The 23,475-nt window shown below is 55.3% G+C and carries 19 protein-coding genes; 9 read left to right on the forward strand and 10 right to left on the reverse strand.

Features of this window, described 5'->3' with window-relative positions:
* The first annotated feature begins 34 nt into the window (after positions 1-34).
* The gene (locus tag WC359_10895) at positions 35-904 is read left to right on the forward strand and encodes a class I SAM-dependent methyltransferase (protein ID MFA5400939.1); all 870 of its coding nucleotides are present in this window, start codon (positions 35-37) and stop codon (positions 902-904) included.
* Between the two features lie 56 nt (positions 905-960).
* Here WC359_10895 and WC359_10900 read toward each other — a convergent pair whose 3' ends face one another.
* The 3 genes from WC359_10900 to WC359_10910 form a co-directional block, all read right to left on the reverse strand.
* Positions 961-2,334 (reverse strand): hypothetical protein, encoded by a 1,374-nt coding sequence (locus WC359_10900; GenBank protein ID MFA5400940.1) that lies wholly within the window; start codon positions 2,332-2,334, stop codon positions 961-963.
* A gap of 140 nt (positions 2,335-2,474) precedes the next feature.
* Positions 2,475-2,801, reverse strand: a complete 327-nt coding sequence (locus WC359_10905; protein ID MFA5400941.1) for a hypothetical protein — start codon at positions 2,799-2,801, stop codon at positions 2,475-2,477.
* Positions 2,802-2,970: 169 nt separating this feature from the next.
* Entirely contained in the window at positions 2,971-4,173 is a 1,203-nt protein-coding gene (locus WC359_10910) for a CARDB domain-containing protein (GenBank protein MFA5400942.1), read from the reverse strand.
* Positions 4,174-4,328: 155 nt separating this feature from the next.
* Here WC359_10910 and WC359_10915 point away from each other — a divergent pair, with 155 nt between their 5' ends.
* The 3 genes from WC359_10915 to WC359_10925 all read left to right on the forward strand — a co-directional run bounded on the left by WC359_10915 (position 4,329) and on the right by WC359_10925 (position 8,413).
* Positions 4,329-5,660 (forward strand): GMC family oxidoreductase, encoded by a 1,332-nt coding sequence (locus WC359_10915; GenBank protein ID MFA5400943.1) that lies wholly within the window; start codon positions 4,329-4,331, stop codon positions 5,658-5,660.
* Positions 5,661-5,775: 115 nt separating this feature from the next.
* On the forward strand, positions 5,776-6,864 hold the full coding sequence (locus WC359_10920) for a pyridoxal-phosphate dependent enzyme (GenBank protein ID MFA5400944.1): 1,089 nt from the start codon (positions 5,776-5,778) through the stop codon (positions 6,862-6,864).
* Positions 6,865-7,051: 187 nt separating this feature from the next.
* Positions 7,052-8,413 carry an APC family permease gene (locus tag WC359_10925; protein MFA5400945.1) on the forward strand — a complete coding sequence of 454 codons (1,362 nt, stop codon included), beginning with the start codon at positions 7,052-7,054 and terminating at the stop codon, positions 8,411-8,413.
* 80 nt (positions 8,414-8,493) lie between these two features.
* Here WC359_10925 and WC359_10930 read toward each other — a convergent pair whose 3' ends face one another.
* Together WC359_10930 and WC359_10935 are read right to left on the reverse strand one after the other, a co-directional pair.
* A complete protein-coding gene (locus tag WC359_10930; protein MFA5400946.1) occupies positions 8,494-9,141 on the reverse strand; it encodes a response regulator transcription factor in 648 nt (215 codons plus the stop codon).
* A gap of 3 nt (positions 9,142-9,144) precedes the next feature.
* On the reverse strand, positions 9,145-9,810 hold the full coding sequence (locus WC359_10935; GenBank protein ID MFA5400947.1) for a histidine kinase: 666 nt from the start codon (positions 9,808-9,810) through the stop codon (positions 9,145-9,147).
* A gap of 136 nt (positions 9,811-9,946) precedes the next feature.
* Between WC359_10935 and metF the strand changes: the two genes are divergently transcribed.
* Genes metF through WC359_10955 form a run of 4 tightly spaced genes read left to right on the forward strand, consistent with a single transcriptional unit; the run spans position 9,947 to position 12,692 of the window.
* Positions 9,947-10,816: a methylenetetrahydrofolate reductase [NAD(P)H] gene (gene metF, locus WC359_10940; protein MFA5400948.1), complete on the forward strand. Its 870-nt coding sequence runs from the start codon at positions 9,947-9,949 to the stop codon at positions 10,814-10,816.
* A gap of 46 nt (positions 10,817-10,862) precedes the next feature.
* A complete protein-coding gene (locus WC359_10945; GenBank protein MFA5400949.1) occupies positions 10,863-12,074 on the forward strand; it encodes a CaiB/BaiF CoA-transferase family protein in 1,212 nt (403 codons plus the stop codon).
* Between the two features lie 25 nt (positions 12,075-12,099).
* Positions 12,100-12,339 carry an Lrp/AsnC ligand binding domain-containing protein gene (locus WC359_10950; protein ID MFA5400950.1) on the forward strand — a complete coding sequence of 80 codons (240 nt, stop codon included), beginning with the start codon at positions 12,100-12,102 and terminating at the stop codon, positions 12,337-12,339.
* Positions 12,340-12,350: 11 nt separating this feature from the next.
* On the forward strand, positions 12,351-12,692 hold the full coding sequence (locus WC359_10955; GenBank protein MFA5400951.1) for a histidine triad nucleotide-binding protein: 342 nt from the start codon (positions 12,351-12,353) through the stop codon (positions 12,690-12,692).
* On the opposite strand, the gene ispH is transcribed toward WC359_10955, so the two are convergent.
* From ispH to WC359_10980, 5 genes are all read right to left on the reverse strand, one after another.
* The gene (gene ispH, locus WC359_10960) at positions 12,689-13,540 is read right to left on the reverse strand and encodes a 4-hydroxy-3-methylbut-2-enyl diphosphate reductase (protein MFA5400952.1); all 852 of its coding nucleotides are present in this window, start codon (positions 13,538-13,540) and stop codon (positions 12,689-12,691) included. The two genes, WC359_10955 and ispH, sit on opposite strands and share 4 nt — an antisense overlap.
* 96 nt (positions 13,541-13,636) lie before the next feature.
* The gene (locus WC359_10965) at positions 13,637-14,488 is read right to left on the reverse strand and encodes a 3-hydroxybutyryl-CoA dehydrogenase (GenBank protein MFA5400953.1); all 852 of its coding nucleotides are present in this window, start codon (positions 14,486-14,488) and stop codon (positions 13,637-13,639) included.
* Between the two features lie 20 nt (positions 14,489-14,508).
* Positions 14,509-15,279, reverse strand: coding sequence for an enoyl-CoA hydratase-related protein (locus WC359_10970; GenBank protein MFA5400954.1), 771 nt, complete (start codon positions 15,277-15,279; stop codon positions 14,509-14,511).
* A 93-nt stretch (positions 15,280-15,372) separates the two neighbouring features.
* Entirely contained in the window at positions 15,373-16,197 is an 825-nt protein-coding gene (locus WC359_10975) for a PAC2 family protein (protein ID MFA5400955.1), read from the reverse strand.
* Positions 16,194-17,111 (reverse strand): PAC2 family protein, encoded by a 918-nt coding sequence (locus WC359_10980; protein MFA5400956.1) that lies wholly within the window; start codon positions 17,109-17,111, stop codon positions 16,194-16,196. The genes WC359_10975 and WC359_10980 overlap by 4 nt, the downstream gene beginning before the upstream one ends.
* A gap of 164 nt (positions 17,112-17,275) precedes the next feature.
* On the opposite strand from WC359_10980, the gene WC359_10985 reads away from it, so the two are divergent.
* Entirely contained in the window at positions 17,276-23,413 is a 6,138-nt protein-coding gene (locus WC359_10985) for a PAS domain S-box protein (protein MFA5400957.1), read from the forward strand.
* Positions 23,414-23,475: the final 62 nt, after the last annotated feature.

The following is a 23,475-nucleotide window of genomic DNA, read 5'->3' on the forward strand; positions in this document are numbered from 1 at the left end:
CCTCTTCTTATTTAGCGCGTTGCCGGAGGTAACGATGGAAAACTCAGGTCTGTTCGACGTAAAGATCAGCGACATCTCGTCCACCATGCTGATCACCCTGTACTGCCGCGCGCTGGAGAGCCGGTCACGAAATCCCATCATAAACGATCCCCAAGCCGTCAGGATAGTAGATGCCATCAACAGCCGGCTGGCCGGCTCCGAGGACAGGCTGTACAGAGAGCTGGCACAGGGGAAGCTGGACAAGAAATTGGTCATGTTTATCTCCCTGAGAGCCAGGCGATTCGATGACTACGCCCGGGCATTCCTGCCGGGCAATCCCGGCGGGACTATCGTTAACCTGGGCTGCGGGCTGGATACACGATTCTGGAGGATCGACGACGGGAAGACGGGTTTTTACGATCTCGATTTACCCGAGGTCATCGAGATAAAGAGGAAGCTCTGCAGGGAGTCCGAACGTTATCATATGATCGCATCGTCGGCACTGGACTATAACTGGCTGTCGCTGCTGAAAACGCAGGTCAACGGTCCCGTTCTATTTTTAGCCGAGGGGCTCTTCATGTACCTGGAAAAGAAAGATGTCAGGGAACTGGTCTTAAAACTGCAGTCTTCTTTTCCGGGCTCTGAGCTTGTGTGCGAGGTGGTCAACGAGTCTATGGTCCACGGCTGGCTTAAAGGCGCCATGAACATGCGGATGCATAAGCAATTACACGTGGGCGGCGGGGTCACCTTCCTGTCCGGTATCAAGGACGGCAAGGAGATAGAGAGCTGGTCGCCGGGCATCAGGTTGATGGACGAATGGTCTTATTTCGACTCTGCTGAAAAAAAGCTTGGCCCGGCGCTCTTCTTTGGAAAAATCCCCGGGATGCGCAGGGTGCAGTGGATCGTGCACTATAAATTGGGATAACGTCGGGGCGTTGCCTTAGCTGTGCCCGCTCTTCCCGGGCGGGTTTGAAAACCCGCCTACATGTTTGTAATCGATCCAATTGCCCTGCGGGGCGCAAGGCGCGCGGCCGCCTCTACGCAGAGCGCCAGGCTGATCAGGTAATCATCGTGCCCGGCGGAGGGATCGACGAAGAAGTTGATGGTGCGGTTGGGACGGCTGACGCTGCGGGCGCGCTCAAGCTGGAACGTCATCTCCCGGCAATCCTCCGAACCGTCAGCCCGATAGAGTTTTAGCCTGCCTGAATTGACGGCCGCCAGCAGGCTGAAGCCCAGGGCCGATTTGGAGGACTGTGTGAATTTGAAAGGCACGATACAACCGCCCAGCGCGTTGCGCAGAAACGAGACCACTCCCTCGCCGACCCCCGTGGCGTCCGCGACCACGCTGCTGCAGCGCCAGGTATCCTTGAGTATGTGGACCAGCTCTCGATACAGCTCCGGATGCTTTCTGCCGACCCAGCAGTAATGCTCGACCACCTCTATGCGCGGCCCATCCACGACCGGACCATCCGCCGGGTTTCCCACTTCGGCGATGGTCAGCACCGCGGCGTCCCGTCCGCGCAGCGTCGTCCCCGGCTCGTCGGACACCTCGGCCTCACCAGCCAGGTCGAGGCCGGCCACGTATATCTTGCTCTTCGAATCCCGGCGCGCCTGCCTTTCATGCGTTCCCTGCAGCAGGGCTATTTGAGCGCGCGACAGGAACCCTCCCGTGTTTCGTACGGGCAGCAGCGCATACTGGCTCAGGAACAACGGGTGGTCGGCGCCCAGCCTGGCGCGCTCGGCATCCACGAAGGACCGGTAGGCGGGATTATATCTGGCCACCTCCTGCCAGTCGAAGCGGAAGTGGCGCTTCAGTCCATCATGATTCTCGAGCTCAAGATTCATCAGTTTGACCTCTTCCAGCAGGGTGGAATCGTCCCAGGGCGTGCCGTAATGAACGGTGGTAGCATTGGTGGAGGAAGCCATGGGTCGAAAATCACGCGTGTACTTGTCCCTGTCCACGGCCTGCGACTCGTCGATCTCAAGCAGGATGTCGGCGGTGTGCCCAACCACCGACGATGTCTCTTCAGCCGAGAGGAAGACCTGGCAGGCCTCCCCCAGGCGTATGATGTATCCCATCTCAGCCTCCCACAATCCCCGGAAGCCGAATTCATCCAGCCGCTGCTTCAGGCGCATCATGGAGATAACGGTCTGCGGCTTGAAAGTGGGCGAGCATTTTACGGCGCTGCCCCCGCGCAGCATGAACATGGTGAGCAACAGCACGCCGATGTGCGCGGACAGCTCGTTTTTCCCACCCTGCCGGGCAATCTCCACTGAGAAGGTCAGGCCCCGCCGGTCCTCGATGCTTTTCAGCACGGCGCGCGCGATCTCGAGTTGATAGGGACGTAATTCCATAATTATTCTATCAGGTCATTGCGAGGAGCCGAAGGCGACGCGGCAATCTACTGTCACCCTGATTGTATGCACAAGATTGCCACGCTTCGCTCGCAATGACCAGAGGCAAAAAGCTCACAATGACGAGTGTATAAATATCTCTACTTGATGAGAGCCCTGACCCCCAGGGGAATGGCCAGTTCGGTGAGCACCTTCGTAATGGCCTCCCTGAGGCTTTTCTTTTGTTCCCTGGAGATCGCATAGCCTATCTTCACCATGTCGGCGATGGCGTTGGCCGTGCGCAGGTGCAGTTCGATTTTATCCGGATAATCCCTGATCAGATCACGCAGCTTGAGCCTGAGCAAGGCTATCTCCTGGTCGAGCCCCTCCACACCACCTGCCTCCTCCAGCATCAGGCTGCGGGCTTCACCCAGGGCGGGGCCGTAGAAGTCCCGCTTTGCGTCTTTTTTTGCCTGCTTTTTCGCCATATTTTATCTTGAAAACCAGCAATCCGTAAACGATAGCATAGGCCGCGGCGTCATACCTCTCCAGCCTGAGGGCATACTTAAGAAGCTCAACCATATCGAGCTATATTAGTACGTAGCTCTGAGGGCTTTCAACGGATTGCTGTCGCCCCGGGAATAAAATGAACTGATTTCACTGGCTGATCCCGGGATCTATCCACAGGGCGTGGATTTTGCCCGGCACCGCACCCCCCTCCACCCTCAGTACGGGCATGACCTTCCTGCCTCCATAGGCCGAGAGATCGATATCTATATCATGCAAACTGCCGTCACCGGAAGCCTCGATAGCCGGCCACCAGACGATGCCACCCCTGTCATCCTTTATGCCGAAGAGAAAGGCCGCGCTTCCGCCATCCCCTGCTTCCCCGGACAGCCCCACCCTGGCAGTAAAGCGCGTGTTGTAAGGCAACTCCAGAGGCAGCATATAGCCTCCCGCCTGCCACTGCTCCCGCCAATCGCCGAAGATCCCTTCGATCCAGCCATAGCCGCCGCCGGGCGGTATCATCTCGATGGCATTGCGATAGGTCTGATTGTCCGCAGCAACGACTTCGAGCAGCTTTTGCGCGCGTCCGGTAGCCGCATCGCCATCCGAGTATTCGATCCGACCGGCGCTGCCCCTCCAGCTCGCCCGCGAAGCATATTGGCCGAAATCGTATTTGTATTTGAAGCCAAAGGTCGGCACATAGCAATTATTTTCTTTACCGGCCTCTTCCACCTTATTATCTCCGTTGGCGCATATTTTAATCGTGTTTCCTTCCCAGTCGTAATTGGTGAAAGGCAGCATCTTTTCCTCACCAGCCCTGAGTCCGCTCACCCAGCTCGTGTCCCGAAGCATGTTGCTCTGGTCATAGACGTAGGTCTCGCTGGGGCCGGCATCGGCGGCGCCGATGTTTTTGATTTTATAGTAGAGCAGCCCGCTGATATGCGTCACGCCCGTGACGACCAGGTCCGGCAGGAATTCGCTCCTCTCCACCACATCAACCGTAACCCAGGCAGTCGATACTCCCCTCTGCCCGGAAGCGGTGAGGGTATACCTGGTGGTTTTTTGCGGCGATACATCGACTGATCCAACGGGCTGAACCCTGCCCGGTCCGTTGTCAATGGTCACCGCCGCGACGTCAGACACGCTCCAGCGCAGTGTAACGTTCTCACCCGGCATGATTACATCCGCCCCGGCCGAGAAATCGTTGATCACCGGCCAGGGTTTCACTTCTACAGCCGGTACGTCGACCGTGGTATTCTCGGCAACCGGCTCCCCTGCAGGCTGATCCGCCGGTGAGCAACCTGCCAGGATTACAGCCGCGAATAAGATCGACGTAATATAAAGCCTGATCATCTTGTTTCAAGTATAACAAAGAGAGAGACGCGTCACATGGCATGGTTGAAAAAGGCCGGTTGATGCTGACTTCTATATTGAAAGCGGCCTGTTTTTGGAGTATGCTAATTTCGATAAACGACCGGTTCATGATTAATACGGCGGGAGGAAGGCAGATGGTTGAAACTCTGAAAGAGAAATTCGACGCTATAGTTGTGGGTACTGGTCCCGGCGGGGCCACCGTGGCCAGAGAGCTGACCAACGCCGGCAAGAAGGTGCTGATGCTGGACTGGGGTTCCAATGCCCCCGTGCAGGGCAGCAACGCGCAGGCCCTCGGGTACATCGGCATGCCCTATAAGAGCCTGTATTTCATCGACAATTTCCTGGGACTGGTGCGCGCCATCACGGTGGGCGGCAGCTCAATAGTCTATTATGCCACCGCCTGGGAGCCGCCTTTCGACTATTGGGATAAATACGGCATAAACCTGCGCGACGAGGCGGCCGAGATTAAAAAAGAGGTCCCCATCAATCCTCTTAAGGACGAATTGATCGGACCCTCAGCCAAAATGATCGCCCGGAGCGCACGCGACCTGGGCTACAACTGGCAGAAGCTCAACAAGTTCGTGTACCTCGACAAATGCCGGGCCAAGTGTGATAAGTGCGACCTGGGATGCCCTTACGGCGCCAAGTGGAACTCGCGTATGTTCGTCCAGGACGCCGCCTCAAAGGGCGCGCAGCTGCTGGACCTGGCGCGTGTAAACAGGATCATCGTTGAAAACAAAAAGGCCACGGGCGTGGAGTTCTCGCGCAAGGGCAAGAAGTATATCGCCGGCGCAGACAAAGTGATAGTGGCAGCGGGCGGGATCGGCTCGCCCATCATACTGGAGAACAGCGGCATCCCGCAGGCGGGCGCCAATTTCTTCTACGATCCGCTGATCGCGGTGTTCGGGACGGTGAAAGGACTGGATGACGGCAAGGAGTTCCCCATGGCCATGGGGCAGCACATGGTGGAGGACGACTACCTGATGACGGACATGACTCTACCCTGGCTGATCTACGACGTATTCACCGCCGAGGTCTTCCGCTTCGACAAACTGTCGAACAGGAGCCAGCTGACTATTATGATTAAGGCGCGCGACAGCCTGGGAGGCAAGATCAGCAAATCCGGGTGCATCAGGAAACCGTTTACACAGATAGAGCGCGGCAAGCTGATGAGCGGATTTGAGCGCGCCAAAAAGATTCTCAAGAACGCCGGCGCCAAAGATATTTTCAAGACCTGGTGGATCGCCTCGCATCCGGGCGGAACCTGCAAGATAAATGATATCGTGGACGCCAACCTCAAGACGGAGATCGACAACCTCTACGTCTGTGACTGCTCGGTGATACCGTCCGAGTGGGGCCGGCCCCCGGTCTATTCGATCCTGTGCCTGGGTAAACGGCTGGGAAAGCACCTTACGGCCAGCAGGGCGGAGTCCAAAGCAACGGCGGCGGCGCCTGCAGGAAATTAGCCCATCCACCGGAACGCGGGGGCACCTGAATGTACGCTCCTACAGGAAAAATGCGGGGGCGGATTTTTAAACCCGCCCGGCGGCAAATATTAAAAATATTAATAAGGACCAGAAAATGACGATACCTCTATTTGAAGCCTACCCGGCCCTGGAGAAGCGTGTGCCCTGGATATCTCTGGGCCAGTATCCCACGCCCGTGCAAAAGCTTGAAAACCTGGGCAAGACTATAGGCTACCCCGAAATCTGGATAAAGCGCGATGACAAGTCGTCGGACGTCTACGGGGGCAACAAGATACGCAAACTGGAATTCGCTATCGCCGACGCCCTGCGCAAGAAGAAGAAATACATGATCACGGTGGGCGGCATCGGCACCAACCACGGCCTGGCCACCACCATTCACTGCGGCCGCGCCGGCATCAAAACGGCGCTGGTTCTCATCCCCCAGCAGATCACCGACAAAGTGCAGGAGAACCTGCTACTGGACCAGCATTTCGGCGCCGATATAAACGTGGGGCGCAGCACCATGGAAGCCTACCTGCGGGCGGCCTGGTTGATACTGACCCACCCCAACTTCTACCTGCTCTGGGCCGGAGGCACATCTCCTCTCAGCACCTTCGGGTACGTTAACGCCGCCCTGGAACTGAAACAGCAAATCGGCGCAGGCCTGCTGCCCGAGCCCAAATACATTTTCGGCGCCACCGGCTCCATGGGCACCACGGCCGGATTGATCGTTGGATGCAGGCTTGCCGGGCTGAAAAGCCGTATCGCGGGGGTCAAGGTCTCTATGGACGCCTATTCCAACGTAAAGGGCATCGTATCGCTGTGCAATAAGACTATTAAATTAATGCGTAAGTACGATCCTTCAGTGCCGGATATGAAGTTCACTGACTCCGATTTCGACCTGGAACAGGATTTCTTCGGGGGGGAGTACGGCAGGGTGACTCCGGAGGGCAGGGCCGCCGTGGACCTGATCAAGAAAACCGAGGGCATCAAGCTGGAGACCACCTACACGGGCAAGGCGCTGGCAGCCATGCTGGACTTCATTAAAAAAGGCAGGTCGCCGGACGGCGCTCCGCTGCTATTCTGGAACACCTACAACAGCGTGGATTACAGCGAGACCATTAAAAAGTGCGGCGGCTTCAAAACACTCCCCAAATGCGCGCAGTGGGCCTTTAAGGAGAACCTGATACCCTATCTGAAATAGGAGATTGCGAGCGAACCTGAACAAGAGGGAAAATTCTAAATATTAAACTCTAAACAATATCAAATGATCAAAATTCATAGGATTCCGGTATTTGAACATTTGAGTTTTATATTTATTTAGGATTTAGAATTTAGATATTAGAGTTTAATATTGTTTGGAGTTTGGGATTCTATTTGGGAGGATGAGTATGCAGGAAAAAGAAGGTTCATCCGGCCCGGGCCTTAAGAAATCACTGGGGCTGCTTGATATCGTCTCCATAGAGGTTGGCGCCATCATCGGGGCGGGCATCTTCGCTCTGACAGGCCTGGCGGTGGCGAAATGCGGCCCCGGCGTGCCCATTGCCTTCATCATCGCAGCGCTGCCCATGGTGCTGGCCCTGTTGCCCATCGGCATGCTGGCCTCAATCCTTCCTACCGTAGGCGGCAGCTTCCGCTACCCCAGCCGTATACTCAGCCCCTTCTGGGGTTTCATCGGCGTCTGGGGCATCATGATGGGCATCATGCTGGGCGGCATGCCCATGTATGCCCTTAACTTCGCCGACTATACGCGCGTGATCTTCCCCACCTTCGACCGTAACCTGGTGGCCGTGATAACCCTGTCCTTCTTCTTTGTGATCAACCTGGTGGGCGTTAAGGCCGCCGGCGCCGTGCAGGTAGGCATGTTCTTCGTGCTGCTGGTGGCGCTGGTGGTCTACATTATCTGGGGCATACCGGCCATAGATCCCGCCAACCTCACACCACTTTTCCCCGGCGGGGCGGTCGGCCTTGCCATTGCCGCCGGCACGCTCTTCTTCGCCTACATGGGCGCCAACTTCATCATCGACCTGGGCGCCGAGATCAAGAACGCGGGCCGGAATATTCCATTGTCCTTCGCCATCAGCATGCCAATCATAATCACTATCTACACACTGATGGGACTGGTGACTGTGGGCGCCGCGCCGTCCAGCGTCTGCGCCAACCAGCCGCTTTCCATTGCCGCCGGTTACTTCATGCCGCCCGGGTTGGCCATTTTCTTCACGGTAGGCGGGGGGCTGCTGGCCCTGGCCACCACCATCAACGCCACTTTCATGTTCGCCTCGCGTTATATACTGGTTTTCGCCGAGGACGGGGTCTTTCCACAGGCGCTGGCGGGCATCAATAAAAAGTTCGGCACGCCCCACTGGGGTCTACTCGTTATGTTCGTGCTCTCCCTGGCCACCCTGCCACTGGGGTCATCGTCCTTCGAGGTGCTGGCCTACACCGCCTCCATCGGTTCCATCGTGCTGCTCTTCCCCATCCTCATCTCAGCCATGCGCTTCCCCCGCAAAATGCCCGAAGCCTTCGCCAGAGCCCCCTTTAAACTCAAGGGCGCATGGCTTTACATAGTCTCTGCGCTGGCGCTGCTGTTCGGCGCATTCTTCATCGCCGCGCTGGTCATGGAGAGCCTGACCGCCTTCCTCATCTTAATAGTCTGGATGATTATCGGCGTCATCTATTACGTGATCCGCGACCGTTACCTGAAGAAAAAGCGTGGTTCAGGATTGGGCGCTATTGCAAACAAAGCGATGTAGGGGCGGGTTTTTAAACCCGCTCGACACATGCATTAAGCTGCGGGCGCACCTGAAGGTACGCCCCTACGGTGAGTCCTAAACTATTTTTCAGGTATAATCCCGCGCCTGATAGCGAAATGTATGAGTTCGGTGCGGTTGCGCAATCCCAGCTTCTGCATAACCCTGGCCCGATGCACCTCTACCGTACGAGGGCTGATGAAAAGCCTCTCCGCGATATTTGAACTGGTGAACCCCTGCGCCGCCAGGTGCAGCACCTCGCGCTCGCGCGAGGTGAGCATATCATAGGGTTCGAGCCGGCTCTCCTCAGACCTTTGCAGATAGGCTTCTATAGCGCGGTCCGAGAGAGGTGGCGCCAGGTAGCGCCTTCCCAGCGACGCCTCCCGCACAGCGCGCACCAACTCTTCGGGGGAGGAGTCCTTCAACACATATGAACAGGCGCCTGCCTGCAGCGCTTCAACCACATAACAATCATTCCCGTACATGGACAGTACGACAGCGGCGGTATGAGGCGACTTTTTCCTGATCTGCCGGATGACCGCCAGCCCGCTCATATCCGCCAGCATCAGATCGACTATCATGACATCGGGCTTTATCTGCCCGGCCAGCAGCGCGGCCTCAGCGCCGCTGCCCGCCTCACCACTCACACGAATATCCGCTTCGGATTCGAGCAGGGCTTTGATGCCCTTGCGCACCACATGATGATCATCAGCCAGAATAACACTGATCATTTTTTATTCGATCACCTTCCTCGATCTGACGGGGAGGGGAAGCTCAGCCGTGACTACCGTCCCCGTACCGGGTGCAGAGGAAAGGGAAAACCTGCCGCCTGCGATCAGGGCGCGTCCGTGCATGCCGTTAATACCCCCGGGCCAGGTGTCGGCAAGCTTATCGGCCTCAAAGCCGCATCCACTGTCCTCGATGTGTACGGAAAGTATCCAGCGGTCGGACCACACTCTGACCCTGGCTTCGCCCGTGCCCGCGTGCGCCGCTACGTTTTCCAGCGCTTCTTTAACGATGCGATAAGCGGCCAGTCCGGTCTCGGCAGGTATTTTCTTGTGCAGCCCCTGGTGCTCGAACTGAACGGCCACGTGAGTGCGCGAAGTGAAGCTCTCAAACAGGTAGAGCAGAGCCGGCAGCAGCCCCAGGTCGTCCAGCATCTTGGGGCGTAGCTCCAGGGAAAGCTCGCGCGCCAGCGACATCATCTCATTAACCAACGACTGCGCCTCACTCAAAGTATAGCGCGCCTTATCCGGGGAGGAGTTCATCGCATCGCCCAGCAGCAACTTGAGCACAGCCAGCGACTGCCCCAGCCTATCGTGGAGTTCGCGGGCAATAATCCGCCGTTCCCCCTCCTGTATATCTACAAGCACTTTAGCGGTCGAAAGAGGATCATCCATAAGGCCAACATGATATGGCCCGTACCGCTGTTTGTCAATCCTTGCCCAAGCCCAGCCATAGCTTGATTTCCTTTATCGGCGCATGTAAGATTAACGTTGTTTTTGGCCTCAATCGGGCTGTTTTTAAGGCAAGCGGATGAAGATAAGTGAAATTATAAGAGGGCAGGGCAAATGCCTCTCTTTTGAGTTCTTTCCGCCAAAAACGCCCACCGGCGAGGAAAGGCTATTGAAGCGGATTGAAAACCTGAAGGTTTTCAATCCGTCCTTTATCTCGGTCACACAGCATGCAGGGGCTGACACGCTGGGCAAGACCAAGCATATCGTGAGGAAGCTCCACGATGAAACCGGGCTGACCGTGATGCCGCATATCACCTGCGCCGATCCGCGCAGAAGCGAACTTGAACCTGTGATCAATTACTACCGGCAGCTGGGCACCGAGAACATACTGGCGCTGCGCGGCGATCCCGAAGAATACGGAGCAGATGTGTTCGACGGCCAGGAGCACTTCCGCTTCGCCTCCGACCTGGTGCGCTTCCTGGCCACTTACCAGAGATTCTGCGTCGGCGTGGCTGTTTATCCCGAAGGCCACCTGGAATCGCCTAACCTCGGGCTGGACACCGCCTACACCAAACAGAAAATCGACCAGGGAGCGGAGTTCGGCATTACGCAGATGTTCTTCGAGAACTTCCACTTCTATCAGATGATGGACCGCTTCGAGCAGGATGGTATCGACATACCCATTATTGCCGGAATTATGCCCATCACCGACTTTCAGAAGGTCGAGCGCTTCAGCGAGCTCTCCGGCGTGGAGATACCCGTGCCCATCGTCACCAAATTCGAAGAGATGGACGATCCGGATGAGATTATTAAGGCCGGCATCGACCTGGCCACCGAGCAGTGCCTGGACCTGCTGGAAAACGGTGTGCGTTACTTACATTTTTACACGCTGAACCGGGACGAGCCGGCGGCAAAAATATTGAATAATCTATCTTCCGCACTGACTTGATCCAATAAATCACACAAATATTTTACACATACGAAAGGGAGGTTACATGCAGGTATTAGAAGGTATCAAGATCATCGAGCTCGTCCATATGCCTCCGGGCGAACTCTGCAGTATGATCCTGGGAGATTTCGGGGCCGATATCATTAAAGTGGAGGCTGTACCGCAGGCCGGCGGACGAAAATTGATCGACCCCGCCGAGGCCGAGGCCCTCAAGTCGTTTATGGCCTACAACGCCGTCAACCGCAATAAAAAGAGCATACGACTGAACCTTAAGTCAGAGGATGGGAAGCAGGTCTTTTACAAGCTGGCTCAACAGGCCGACGTGGTCATCGAAGGCTTCCGTCCCGGCGTGGCCGGGCGCATGGGCGTGGACTACGCGACGATAAATAAAATCAATCCACGCATCGTGTACTGCTCACTCAGCGGATACGGGCAGGACGGCCCCTACAGCCAGAATCCGGGACACGATATAAACTACATCTCCATAGCCGGGGCTCTCAACCTGATAGGATGGCCCGGCAGCCCGCCGGCCATCCCTCTCAATTTCCTGGCCGACTTCGCCGGCGCCTCGCTGCATGGTGTCATGGGCATCCTGCTGGCGCTTTTCGCGCGCCAGTCCTCGGGCAAGGGGCAATTCGTCGATATCTCTTACACGGACAGTGTAATCACGCTCATGACCTTTTTCCTGCAACAGCATTTCGCTGCCGGCATGAAGTTCCCCCGCGGGCAGTGGGGTCTGGCCGGGGGATATCCATACTATCAGACCTACGAGACATCGGACGGCAAGCTCATCAGTCTCGGCTGCGTGGAGCCATGGTTCTGGGAAAACCTGTGCCGGGCGATCAACCGTGAAGATCTGAAGGAATTCAGCTTCACACCCGATCATTTCATACAACCTCAACAGGATAAAAAATGGCAACAGGCTACGGAGGAGGTCAAGAAGGTCTTCCTGACCAGGACGCGCGATGAATGGTTTGAGATACTGTGCAAATATGACGTGCCGGCCGGAAAGGTCTACGATATAGACGAGGTGGCCACCGACCCGCAGCTCCTGCACCGCAAAATGCTGCTGGAATTCGATCATCCCAAGCTGGGCAAGGTCAGGCAGCCCGGCATAGCCATCAAACTCTCTCAAACTCCGGGCAGCGTGAGGAGCATGGCCCCTTACTCGGGCGAGAACACGGACGAGGTGATGAAGTCGCTGGGCTATGCCAAACAGGATATGGAAAGCTTGCGCAAAGCTAACGCGATAGGCTAAAATTTGAGATACAGGAGGTGGGAATATGGCAGCCAAAGCATTCGTACTGGTAACAACATCGGTGGGGCAGACCAAGTCGGTCCTCACTCATCTCAAGAAGCTCGACGGCATAAAGAGCGTGGACGCCGTGATGGGACCTTACGACATCATCGCTGTAGTGGAAGGGGAATCGGTGGATAATGTTGGCAAGCTGATTACCGAGCAGTTCCACAAGATCAGCGGTATCGAGCGCACAACTACCTGCCAGACGATCAGGATCGCCTGACAAGCCCGGCCATGGACTGCATATTCTGTAAGATCGCTGCCGGAACCATACCGGCGGATGTTGTCTACAGCGATGAGGAATTGATCGCCTTTCGCGATATTCATCCGATGGCGCCCGTCCACGATGTCCTTATACCCAGGAAACACATCGAGTCGGTAAACGGCCTCTCCGCCTCCGACCAATCACTTGCCGGCCGGATGTTGCTGACAGCGGGAAAGGTAGCTGAAAAGGAGGGCATCGCGGAATCAGGCTACCGCCTGACATTCAATTGCGGCCCGGACGGCACGCAGGTCGTCCCGCATCTCCACCTCCACATACTGGGCGGACGCCTGCTATCGGAGAAACTGGGTTAAGTATCCGCCGAAAGCGAGACTGTTCGATCTATAACCTGCTCAATAGCCTCATCCGGCGTGGAAGCGCCTGCAGTTATACCCACAGCCTTCTTGCCCTTAAGCCACTCAATATCTATCTCGCCGGCGTTCTCAATATGATGCGTCTCCACAATATGCTGGCAGACTTCCGCCAGGCGGCGGGTATTGGCGCTATTGTGCCCGCCGACGACTATCATGAGGTCGCTGGTCCCGGCCAACTCTTCGGCTGCCAGCTGCCTTTTCTGCGTCTCCTGGCAGAGCGTGTTCTCTACCCTGATCTCCCTTGCACGGGGAAGCAGTCGCTGATTGAGCCGGTTGACGAAGGCTATGAACTCCGCCCTGCTCTGCGTGGTTTGCGCCATGATGCCGATACGTGTTGGTAGGCTCTCAATCGGCACCTGGCCCGCATCCATCGAGGCAATGGACTTGTCGCCGGCCCAACCCAGAAGCCCGCGCACTTCGGGGTGGCTGGCCTCTCCGAAGATAATGACCCCGAAGCCTGCGTTGGCCAGCCGTCGAGCCGCTTTCTGCGCGCTGCGCACAATCGGGCAGGTCGTGTCGATAACTTCTGCCCCCGCCGCCAGGAGCTTCTCCAGCACCGCCGGAGAGAGACCGTGTGAAGAGACCGCAATTGTGCCGCTCTCCAGATTGTCGGCATCCTCCACGACACTCACCCCCAGGGCCTTGAGCCGCGCAACGACCGTCTTGTTGTGTACAATCGGCCCGAGCGTAGCTATAGATTGTCCCCGGCGGGCCGAGCTTTCAATGATCTTGAGAGCGCGCCGCACACCGAAACAGAAGCCGAGCTCGCGGGCCTTCTCTATCTTCATATAGCGTAGATTATAGCGCCATATATTTTACAGGTCACCCTCAGGGACTTACCTTCAGGCGCACCCTGTCTAAACCGTGCGGATCTGAATCCACGCTTACTTATAGTCGTAAAAACCCTTTCCGGTCTTGCGTCCCAGATGACCGGCGGTTACCATCTTGCGCAGCAGAACGGGAGCGACGAACTTGGGATTTTTAGTTTCGGCATAGATTGCATCCATGACGAAGAGCAAGGTATCCAGCCCGACCATGTCGGCCAGCGTAAGCGGCCCCATGGGATGGTTAAGCCCCAGCTGCACTCCCGTGTCGATGTCCTCCCTGGTAGCCACGCCGTTTTCATACATCTCGAAAGCTTCCACCATATATGGCAGAAATGAGCGGTTGACGATAAAACCCGGCCTGTCCGGAGCAGTGATAACGGTCTTGCCCAGCGATTTTCCCCACTCCACTGCGGTCTCCAGAGTCTCCTTGCTGGTGGTTATGGTCTTCACCAGTTCCAGCAATTTCATCAGCGGCACGGGATTGAAGAAATGGCAGCCCAATACCTTGTCCGGGCGCTTGGTTACCGCCGCCACATCCATAACCGACAGGCAGGATGTGTTCGTGCTGAGTATGGCGCCCGGACCACAGACGCGGTCCAAATCAATAAATATCTTTTTTTTGAGATCGAGGTTCTCAATGGCAGCCTCCACGACGAGATCGCAGTCCCTGAAATCCGTCATTTCCGTGGTACCTTTGATCTTGGCCAGCGTCTTGTCCATATCAGCCTGTGCCATTTTACCCTTCTCCACCGCCTTTGAAAGCGAAACCCTGACGGCAGCCATACCCTTATCCAGCAAATCCTTGCTGATCTCGGATGCGACCACATCGTAACCCGCCTTGGCGCTCACCTCGGCAATGCCTCGGCCCATCAATCCAAACCCCACAACACCTATTTTCTTTATTGTCATGGTCTTCCTCCTGCAAAGTGTTATTTAGCTTTAAAATTCGCCTTGCGCTTCTCGATGAACGCCTGCCGCCCCTCTTTGAAATCCTCCGTACTGGTGACAATCCTCTCAATCTGATACTCGATATCAAGCCCGTTCAGAAGAGTGGTATTTAAGCCCGTCATCATAGCCTGCTTGGCAGCCCGGGCGGCCAGCGGCGCAGGTTTGAGAAGTGTTTCTGCCATCTTCTTAGCCTCATTCATCAGTTCGGCGGCCGGCACGACCCGGTTGACCAGGCCGATGCGATAAGCTTCCTGAGCATCGATGGGACGGCCTGAAGTAAGCATCTCAACTGCCTTCGCCTGCGCTACAGCCCGTGGCAGGCGCTGTGTGCCGCCCCAGCCCGGGATAAGGCCCAGGTTGATCTCCGGAAAGCCGAACGTGGCATTCTCGGCCGCGATCCTTATATCACAGGCCAGGGCTACCTCGAAACCGCCACCCAGGCAGGCGCCGTTGATAGCGGCTATAATGGGTTTCCATATCTGCATATCCTCGCAGATAGCTGGCGCAGGCATTTCACCGCGGTGAGCGCTCTGCTGTATCAGCGGCAGAGTCGTTTTAATATCGGCGCCCACGGAGAAAGCCCTCTCGCCCGATCCGGTCAGAATGGCCACCCATAGTTCCTCATCAGCGTTGAAATCGTAGAAACATTTGTTGATCTCGCTTATCTGCTGCGGATCGAATGAGTTCAGAGCTTCCGGCCGGTTGAGCGTGATGATTGCCAGCCTGCCCTCTTTCTGATAGCCTACTGCCATAGAAGTCCTCCTTATTCGTCGATTGATAAACGCCAAATTATATCAAAATAGCGCACCCAAGATACACATATAATGGACCGGCAGACGACGCCCTTACTTGAGCGCCTCGGCCATCTCGCGTGCAAGCTTCTCGCTCTCCTCGCCATCCAATCCATCACCCACTTCCAGCTTGCGCACCATATTTTTTATCTCGGGAGACTTGTCGAACAGCCTGGCGATTTTATTGTTTTGCAGGGCGATGACTGAATCCAGAGCCGTGAAGTCAACCCCGAGATCAAACTTGCTGTTGAAAAAATATACAAGCCGCTTTACCGCGCGGGGATCATCCGTGGACACCAGGTAATATGGAACCGGCACCCAGAGATTGACCGCCGGTATGTTGCGCTGCCCCGCCAGCCATGACAGATATGAGCTCAGTGTGGGCTTCTGGCCGGAGGGAGTCTCGTAATCGTTGTCTGAAATGACATTATACGGATCCAGCGTGGGCTTGATTTCTTTGTTATTCACAATCGAAATGAGCGATCTCGGGACCGTGTGAGCGGCTGTGGAGATCATGGCTCCCATGGTATATATCTCCTTGACAGCGCAATCACGATCAGCGACATCAAGCACCGATGTAAGGAACCTGTGCCAGCCCATCCTGGGAATACTGCTCTTGAAAATTACCAGGTTATTGCGATCACACACATAGAACTTGCTTTCAGGAAAGCGGGCTACATTGTCCACTACATTCACCCCGCCCATGGGGAAGAAGCCCTCAGGCAGCACTTCGCCGAACTCACTACAGCCCAGAGACTGCAACAGGTAATCAACGGCCCGCACTCCCAGTTTGCCGGCATCCTCAGCCCAGGCTACTATCAAGACTGATCCTTTCAGGCCCGGGCTGCCGCTTAATCTAATAGCCTCTTCGCCGCTCACTTCTGCTCTCCCCCCACATCATGCTTGAAGAACTTATCTATATCTTCAAGTATCTTTTTCTTATCGTCCTCGGTTATCAAATCTCCGCTCTCGGCCGCAGCCACAGTGGACTCTTTGAGCCGGTCGAGCTGCTGCTTGATCTCATCAGGAAGTTTCTCATAGAGCCGTGTCAGTTCACTCTCACTTTGCCGGGCCAGCTCATTTATCACTTCCATATCGATCCATAGATCAAGTGCCGTAGAAAGCACTTCGAGCACCGACTTGGACCCTTTGGGATAGGGAAAGGGAAAACCCTGCAGATATATGGGTATCTCCCCCATGATGCAGACCGCATCAATGCCACGCCTACGTGCTATGCCCAGCAAAAGCCCGTTAAGGCCGGCAATGTTACCCTCACCTCCACGCCCTTCTATATCCGACATCAGCACGGTGTTATCGTAGCCCCTGAATTCAGCGACAAGTTCGGGTGAATTGGGCACAGCCCAGGCCCGTGACCTGGCAGTATGATGCATGGGCGCCACCGCCGCCCCGGAGGTGTAGATACGCCTGCATCCATACTTCTGCGCCACATCCAATACCATATTGGCCATATCGTAGGCCATGCTGCCGGCTGCATAGACTCCTCCTCCCTCGGCCGGCTGTTCTTCGCCGAGAAATAATATCAGGTCATGCTTTCCAGTTGTATGGTAGAAAAAGTCGCTGGCCGGGAAATCCAGTTTCACCAGCTCGCCATCACGTATAATGGCCTTCCTGGGATAGAAAAAATCATCGGGCTCTATATAAGCCATCTGCTCAGCCTGCAGCGACCTGCGCAACGTGTCCAGTGCAATCAGACCGATGTTGCCTATGCCCGGCCAGGCCGCGATCATCACCGGATCGATCAGTCCGGGCTCTTTAATATAGCGAATCCCCATGTATTCACCTGTGATAAATTGATTATAGCATATCAAATGCCGGCTTTACGGCAAACTGCCCGGAGCATCGGCGACGATGCAATGATCAAAGGCCCTTCAGCTACGAAAAACTTGACATCAAGGTGCATAACCAAGATGATATTAATTAGCGCAAGCATTGTGACGTGAAAGAAGAAGGACGTTCAGCCGCTTCAAAAGCGGCAAGAAAGATCAGGAAGCTGCCGAAAATCCTCATCGTGGACGACAGCGGGGAGAACCTGCGCCTCTTCTGTACAATCCTTGAAAACGCCGGTTACCGTATCACGTCTGCCGCAAACGGCAAGGAGGCCCTGCAGAAGCTGCGTAAAGCAAAGCCCGATTTAATATTATCGGATATCCTAATGCCTGTGATGGACGGATTCCGGCTCCTGCAGGAATGCAAAGCGGATCCGATCCTGAGCAGTATCCGGTTTATTTTCCTCACCGGCGCCTTTACCGATACAAAAGACGAGGAGCTCGGGATTAAGCTGGGTGCGGATACTTTCCTGCGCAAACCCATTGAACCGGACGAACTGACGCGCATTGTATCAGAGTTGCTTGCGCGTAAAATCAGGTCGAAAAAGGGAACAGGTAAACCGAAGGAGAATAAAAACAGACCTGACGGCGACCTGTACAATGCTGCTCTCATGCAGAAGCTGGAACGAAAGATGGAGGCGCTGGAACAGGAGATATCCGATAGGAAGAGAGCCGAGGACGCCCTGGTCAAAAGCGAGGAGCAATACCGCCTGTTGTTTGAGACGATGGATCAAGGTGTGACGTGCTGGGCTGAAGGAAGGGTGATATCGGCTAATCCGGCGGCGGCAAGAATAATGGGCCTGGAGATGGATGACTTGGTCGGCCGGGCAGCCACCGATCCTGTATGGAACTTCTTCCATGAGGACGGCAGCGATTTCTATCCGGACGATTTCCCCGTAACCGTGGCAGCAAAAACCGGCAAACTGGTAAGGGAGATAACTATCGGGTTCTTCAGAGGAATTGATAATAAAATCCGCTGGATCCGCATGAGCGCCATACCTCAGTTCCATCCGGGCGCAGATATGCCTTACCAGGTCTACGCCACTTTCGCTGACATAACCGATCGCTTCTTTGCGTTCAAGGCCCTGCAGGAGAGCGAATCACGCATGTCGGCCATACTGGAAAATACCCGGGATGCCATGTGGTCGGTCGACAGCGGTTATCACATAATCGCTGCCAACAGCAGCGCCCGTAAATTCTATCAGCAGGTCTACGGCGCCACCCTCACAGAAGGAATGGATATTCGTTCCGCCATGCCTCAGGAAAATAATGACTTCTGGAGCACTGTCGGGCGGCGAGTGCTGAACGGGGAGAAGGTTGCGCTCGAAAGGAGCTATGAATTTGCTGACGGCCCCGCTTATTACGAGTTTTCACTCAGCCCCATATTCTCTGCGTCAGGTCGACCTGTTGGCGCTGTATGTTCAGCCAGGAATATAACGGAGCGTAAAAAGGCTGAGCAGCAGATAAATGAGAGCGAAAAACACCACCGCATGGTGCTGGAGAATATATCGGAATCGATCTACGTGATTCAGGACGGCCGGATCAAATTTTGCAAGTCCGGCGTTTCGGCCATCACAGGCTACAGCGGGGATGAGCTACTGAATAAGTCCCTGGCGGAACTCATCCACCCTGATGATGTCAAATCCGTTATGGACAACCATTTCGGCAGGGCGGGGGGAGAGCAGGCGCCTTCAGAGCAGATCTACAGGGTGATAGATAAGAATGGTGAAATCCGCTGGGTGGAAGCCCATATAAACACCATTGAATGGGAGGGCCGCCCGGCCTCGCTTATAGTACAGTCCGACATCACCGAACGACGTCAGATGGAGGCTTCTATTGAAAAGGCCAATCGCCTCCATAAAATGCTCTCCCTGTGCAACGCAACCATGGTACATGCCACCAGTGAAATAGAGCTGCTACGGAACATATGCGGAATCATGACTGAGACAGGCGGCTATCGCATAGCCTGGGCAGGCTATGCTGAGGATGATGAGAACAAGACAGTTAAGCCTGTGGCCATCAGCGGGGCCGACGCAGGTAGAATTGAAAGCGCAGGTATAACATGGAGCGATAGTGACCTGGGCAAGGGGCCGGCCGGACGGGCTATCCGCACAGGAAAGATCGCTGTCATCCAGGATATAGCACTCGATCCGGCGTATAAACCCTGGCTCAGCCTGGTGGAAGAGGCTGGCATTCGATCGACTATTTCGCTACCGCTCAAGTACCGTGATCAGGTCTTCGGCTCGATAAACATCTATGCGGATCGTAAAAACGCTTTTGAGGAAGACGACATCTCACTGCTGAATGAGCTGTCCCAAGATCTGGCCTATGGCATTTCCGCGTTGCGTGAGCACGTGCGGCTTAAAGAGGCGGAGTCAGCCCTCAGGAAGAGCGAAGAGTTGTTCCGCAAGGCCGTACAGAGCACAACGGATATCGTCTGGGACTGGGACATCCAGACAGGCCTGGTGACATGGTTCGGGGACATCGACGGCATGCTGGGATATCAGCGCGACGAGTTCCCTCGAACTCTGGATGCCTGGGAAAATGCGCTGCACCCGGATGACCGCGACCGCGTTACGGAGGCGTTGAACCGTCACGCTGAAACAGGTGAACCTTATAACGTCGAGTACCGCATTTTGCGCAAAGACGGATCGCAGCGCAACTGGATAGACCGCGGGCTGGCCGTCTATGACGAAAACGGCAGGATCGCACATTCAGTGGGCGCCTGCGTCGATATCACTGAACACAGGCAGTCCGAGGCCAGGGGCAAGATACGCCGCGATCTGGCCTTGAAGCTGGCCGGCCGTATAGACATGGAGACGGCGCTTAAATACTGCCTGGACGCCGCCATTGAAATCTCAGGATTCGACACGGGGGTAATCTATATATTAGATGAGAAGAGCGGCGATCTCAAGACCGCCTGTAATTATGGCTCTTCAGCATATACTGAAGAGCATTATTTCGTGTTGAAAGCCGATTCCGCAGACGCCCGCCATATTAAAAAAGGCAGGCCCAATTACCTGAGCGCCGGTGAGTTCAAGCCGCCTTTTGATCAAAAGCTAAAACATGAAGGATTCACTTTCGACGCGATGATACCGGTGTTATTCCAGAATCAAGTGATCGGCGCACTGGGTATCCTCTCTCATACACAGAACAATATGCCGCTGGTAATCCGAGACTCACTGGAAGCTATTGCCGCAGATATAGGCATAATCATCGATCGCCTGTCCTCCAGACAGGCGCTGCAGGCCAGCGAGGAGCGCTACCGGTTTATCACTGAAAACACGGCGGATGTTATCTGGATGCTGGATAAATACCTTAATTACACATTTATCAGCCCATCCGTTACCAGGCTGAACGGATTTACCGTGGAAGAAGCCATGTCACGCGGGATAGCCCAGCGAATGACGCCTGAGTCCCTGGATAAAATAGCCGGAGCATTGGAAAACGGCAGTATCCCCATCCTTGACAGTACCCCGGGCCAGAAGCGCTGGTTCACTATAGAAATGGAGACGTATCATAAAAACGGCTCCACAGTCTGGATGGAGACTTCAATGGCATTGATAACCGATGCCTCAGGTGAAATCATCGGTATGCTGGGCACCTCCCGTGATATATCGACCCGCAGGCAAGCGGAACAGGCCCTGCGTAACAGCGAGGAGAAATATCGCCTGGTGGTGGAAAATGCCCATGAGGCCATCTTCATCACGCAGGATGGCATGATTAAATTCGCCAACCAGAACACCGCCAGCATAATGCTGCTCCGGCCGGAAGACCTGCTCTCAATTCCCTTTGTAGATTTCATCTATCAGGATGACAAGGAATATATCGTCAGCAGGCACCTGCGCCGCCTTAAAGGTGAACCTATCGAGGAAGTATCCGAATTCCGCGTGATCAGAGGAGACGGCCAGGTTCGCTGGGCGGAGCTGCGGGCCGTCTTGATTGAATGGGAGGGACTGCCGGCCACGCTCAATTTCATTACGGATATCACAGAACGCAGACAATCCGGGGAACGGGGGAAAATACGCCGCGACCTGGCTCTATCGCTGATCGGCATAACCGACATCGAGACGGCAGCCGAACTGTGCCTTGATGCCGCTATCAGGATCTCAGGCTTCGATTCCGGGGTGGTTTATCTAAAGAATCAAGAGACGGGCGATTTTCATGCAATCTGTCACCAAAATATAACTCCTGCCCTGGTTGAAAAATTGTCGTCCCTGCCTGCTGATAGCATATGGGCACGCCTGCTTATGAAAGGATCTCCCATTTATACAAAAGCCGAGGAATTCACTCCGCCCTTTGCTGAGGAGCTGAAATCCGAGGGGCTGACATTCAACGCAACCATACCTGTCAAGCACGGGGAATGGATCCTGGCATCCCTGGGAGTTTATTCACATTCTCTGGACAACATGCCCGATGTCGTCCGCAATTCGCTGGAGGCAATTGCAGCAGATATAGGCATAGTGATTGAACGCATCGGAACCAGGCGGGAACTGCAGAGAAGCGAAGAACGCTATAATGTTATCGCTGAAAACACCAGCGATGTAATATGGTCCGCGGACCAACACCTCCACTATACCTATTTCAGCCCTTCGGTTTATACGCAGAGGGGCTATACACCGCAGGAGATGTTGCAGTTAAAGATGGAACAGGTCATCACAGCTTCATCACTGGAGCCGGTGGTAAGCGGAGTGGCAGGCGCCATATCGCGATTTGAAAGCGATCCGGGAGGCGGCCCGGTCACATACACGGGCGAGATGGAGGTCTACTGCAAGGATGGCTCGACAAAATGGACAGAGACATCATTCACGGTCATAGGCGATGAGCAGGGCAAGTTCAGCGGCGTGATGGGTATTTCACGCGATATCACACAGCGCCGACGGGCTGAGAGGGCTCTGATCGAAAGCGAAACGAAATACCGCAGCCTGATCGAGACTTCGTCCTCAGGCGTGGCCGTGGCCGATGAAACAGGCGTCCTGACCATGGTCAACGACAGGCTGTGCCAGATCTACGGTTACAGCAGGGACGATGTGATGGGCAGGCAGTTCTTTGATTTTATTCACCCGGATGATAAAGACAAAATAATCAATGATTTCATGGAAGCGGTGGCGAAGGGTCAGACACTGCCGGCGATCGAGTTTCGCGGTCTGCGAAAAGACGGCTCCGTCATCTGGTTGTTCACCAGTCCCAGCGCCCTGATAATAGAAGGGCGGCTGGCAGGCTTCAGCGTGATCATCCAGGATATTACCTCGCTGAAACTGGCTGAGCAAGCGCTCAAGGAGAGCGAGCTACGCTACCGCTCGTTATTCCACTATAATCCAGCTATGACCTATGCCATTGACCGGCAGGGTAATTTCACCAGCATCAACGCCGCTGCAGTCAGGATATCCGGCTACTCGGAGGAAGAGGCATTGAAGATGCCTTTCAGCCGTCTCATACCCCCTGAGTATATGGAGGTAGTCAAACAGCATTTTGCCGGATCGTTGAACGGCGAGCCTCAGTCCTACGAGGCTGCCTTCATCACCAGGGACGGCAGGAAGATAGACGTCCATGTTACCGGAATACCTATAATTATCGACGGCAAAGTGATCGGGGTCTACGGTATAACCGAGGATATCACCGGGCGCAAGAAGGCGGCGGAAGATTTGAAAACGGCCCTTGAGAAGGCCAGTTCCACGCTGGAGGGTACCATTGAGGCCATAGCCATGATGAGCGAGTTGCGCGACCCCTATACCGCCGGCCACCAGCGTATGGTCAGCCAGCTTGCCGTAGCTATTGCGGAGGAGCTCGACCTGGAGCAGAATCGTGTACAGGACCTGGCCGTGGCAGGCCTGCTGCACGATGTGGGCAAGGTCTACGTCCCCTCGGAGATACTGAGCAAGCCGGGTAAACTCACCAATCTCGAGCTTGGTCTGGCCAAGGCCCATGCAGAAGCCAGCTATAACATCGTCAGGTCGATTAAATTTTCGGGGCCGATCGCGCACATAGTATGGCAGCATCATGAAAGGATCGACGGTTCGGGATATCCTCAGGGCCTTGCCGGAGAGCAGATCATGCTGGAGGCGAGGATACTGGCGGTGGCTGACGTGGTAGAGGCCATGAGTTCTCACCGCCCCTATCGTCCCGCTTTGGGTGTGGAGAAAGCACTGGAAGAGATAACCAGGAACCGCTCCACCCTTTACGATGCGCAGGTAGTGGACGCCTGCCTGCTTCTGTTTAGCGAAAAGGGATTTAAATTCCGGGATTAGCGGCCAGGAAATAAACCTCCTGCCGCCCATGACCAATAGCAGTCAATAGAATTGTATTTGCT

The organism is Dehalococcoidia bacterium (assembly GCA_041653995.1).
In the GTDB taxonomy this organism is placed as follows: domain Bacteria; phylum Chloroflexota; class Dehalococcoidia; order GIF9; family UBA5629; genus CAIMUM01.

Coding starts and splice junctions, on each gene's coding strand:
- WC359_10970 (MFA5400954.1), bottom strand. CDS start 15,279: ATGGCAGTAGGCTATCAGAAAGAGGGCAGGCTGGCAATCATCACGCTC.
- WC359_10925 (MFA5400945.1), top strand. CDS start 7,052: ATGCAGGAAAAAGAAGGTTCATCCGGCCCGGGCCTTAAGAAATCACTG.
- WC359_10945 (MFA5400949.1), top strand. CDS start 10,863: ATGCAGGTATTAGAAGGTATCAAGATCATCGAGCTCGTCCATATGCCT.
- WC359_10955 (MFA5400951.1), top strand. CDS start 12,351: ATGGACTGCATATTCTGTAAGATCGCTGCCGGAACCATACCGGCGGAT.
- ispH (MFA5400952.1), bottom strand. CDS start 13,540: ATGAAGATAGAGAAGGCCCGCGAGCTCGGCTTCTGTTTCGGTGTGCGG.
- WC359_10930 (MFA5400946.1), bottom strand. CDS start 9,141: ATGATCAGTGTTATTCTGGCTGATGATCATCATGTGGTGCGCAAGGGC.
- WC359_10910 (MFA5400942.1), bottom strand. CDS start 4,173: ATGATCAGGCTTTATATTACGTCGATCTTATTCGCGGCTGTAATCCTG.
- metF (MFA5400948.1), top strand. CDS start 9,947: ATGAAGATAAGTGAAATTATAAGAGGGCAGGGCAAATGCCTCTCTTTT.
- WC359_10980 (MFA5400956.1), bottom strand. CDS start 17,111: ATGGGGATTCGCTATATTAAAGAGCCCGGACTGATCGATCCGGTGATG.
- WC359_10915 (MFA5400943.1), top strand. CDS start 4,329: ATGGTTGAAACTCTGAAAGAGAAATTCGACGCTATAGTTGTGGGTACT.
- WC359_10905 (MFA5400941.1), bottom strand. CDS start 2,801: ATGGCGAAAAAGCAGGCAAAAAAAGACGCAAAGCGGGACTTCTACGGC.
- WC359_10935 (MFA5400947.1), bottom strand. CDS start 9,810: ATGGATGATCCTCTTTCGACCGCTAAAGTGCTTGTAGATATACAGGAG.
- WC359_10965 (MFA5400953.1), bottom strand. CDS start 14,488: ATGACAATAAAGAAAATAGGTGTTGTGGGGTTTGGATTGATGGGCCGA.
- WC359_10900 (MFA5400940.1), bottom strand. CDS start 2,334: ATGGAATTACGTCCCTATCAACTCGAGATCGCGCGCGCCGTGCTGAAA.
- WC359_10895 (MFA5400939.1), top strand. CDS start 35: ATGGAAAACTCAGGTCTGTTCGACGTAAAGATCAGCGACATCTCGTCC.
- WC359_10920 (MFA5400944.1), top strand. CDS start 5,776: ATGACGATACCTCTATTTGAAGCCTACCCGGCCCTGGAGAAGCGTGTG.
- WC359_10950 (MFA5400950.1), top strand. CDS start 12,100: ATGGCAGCCAAAGCATTCGTACTGGTAACAACATCGGTGGGGCAGACC.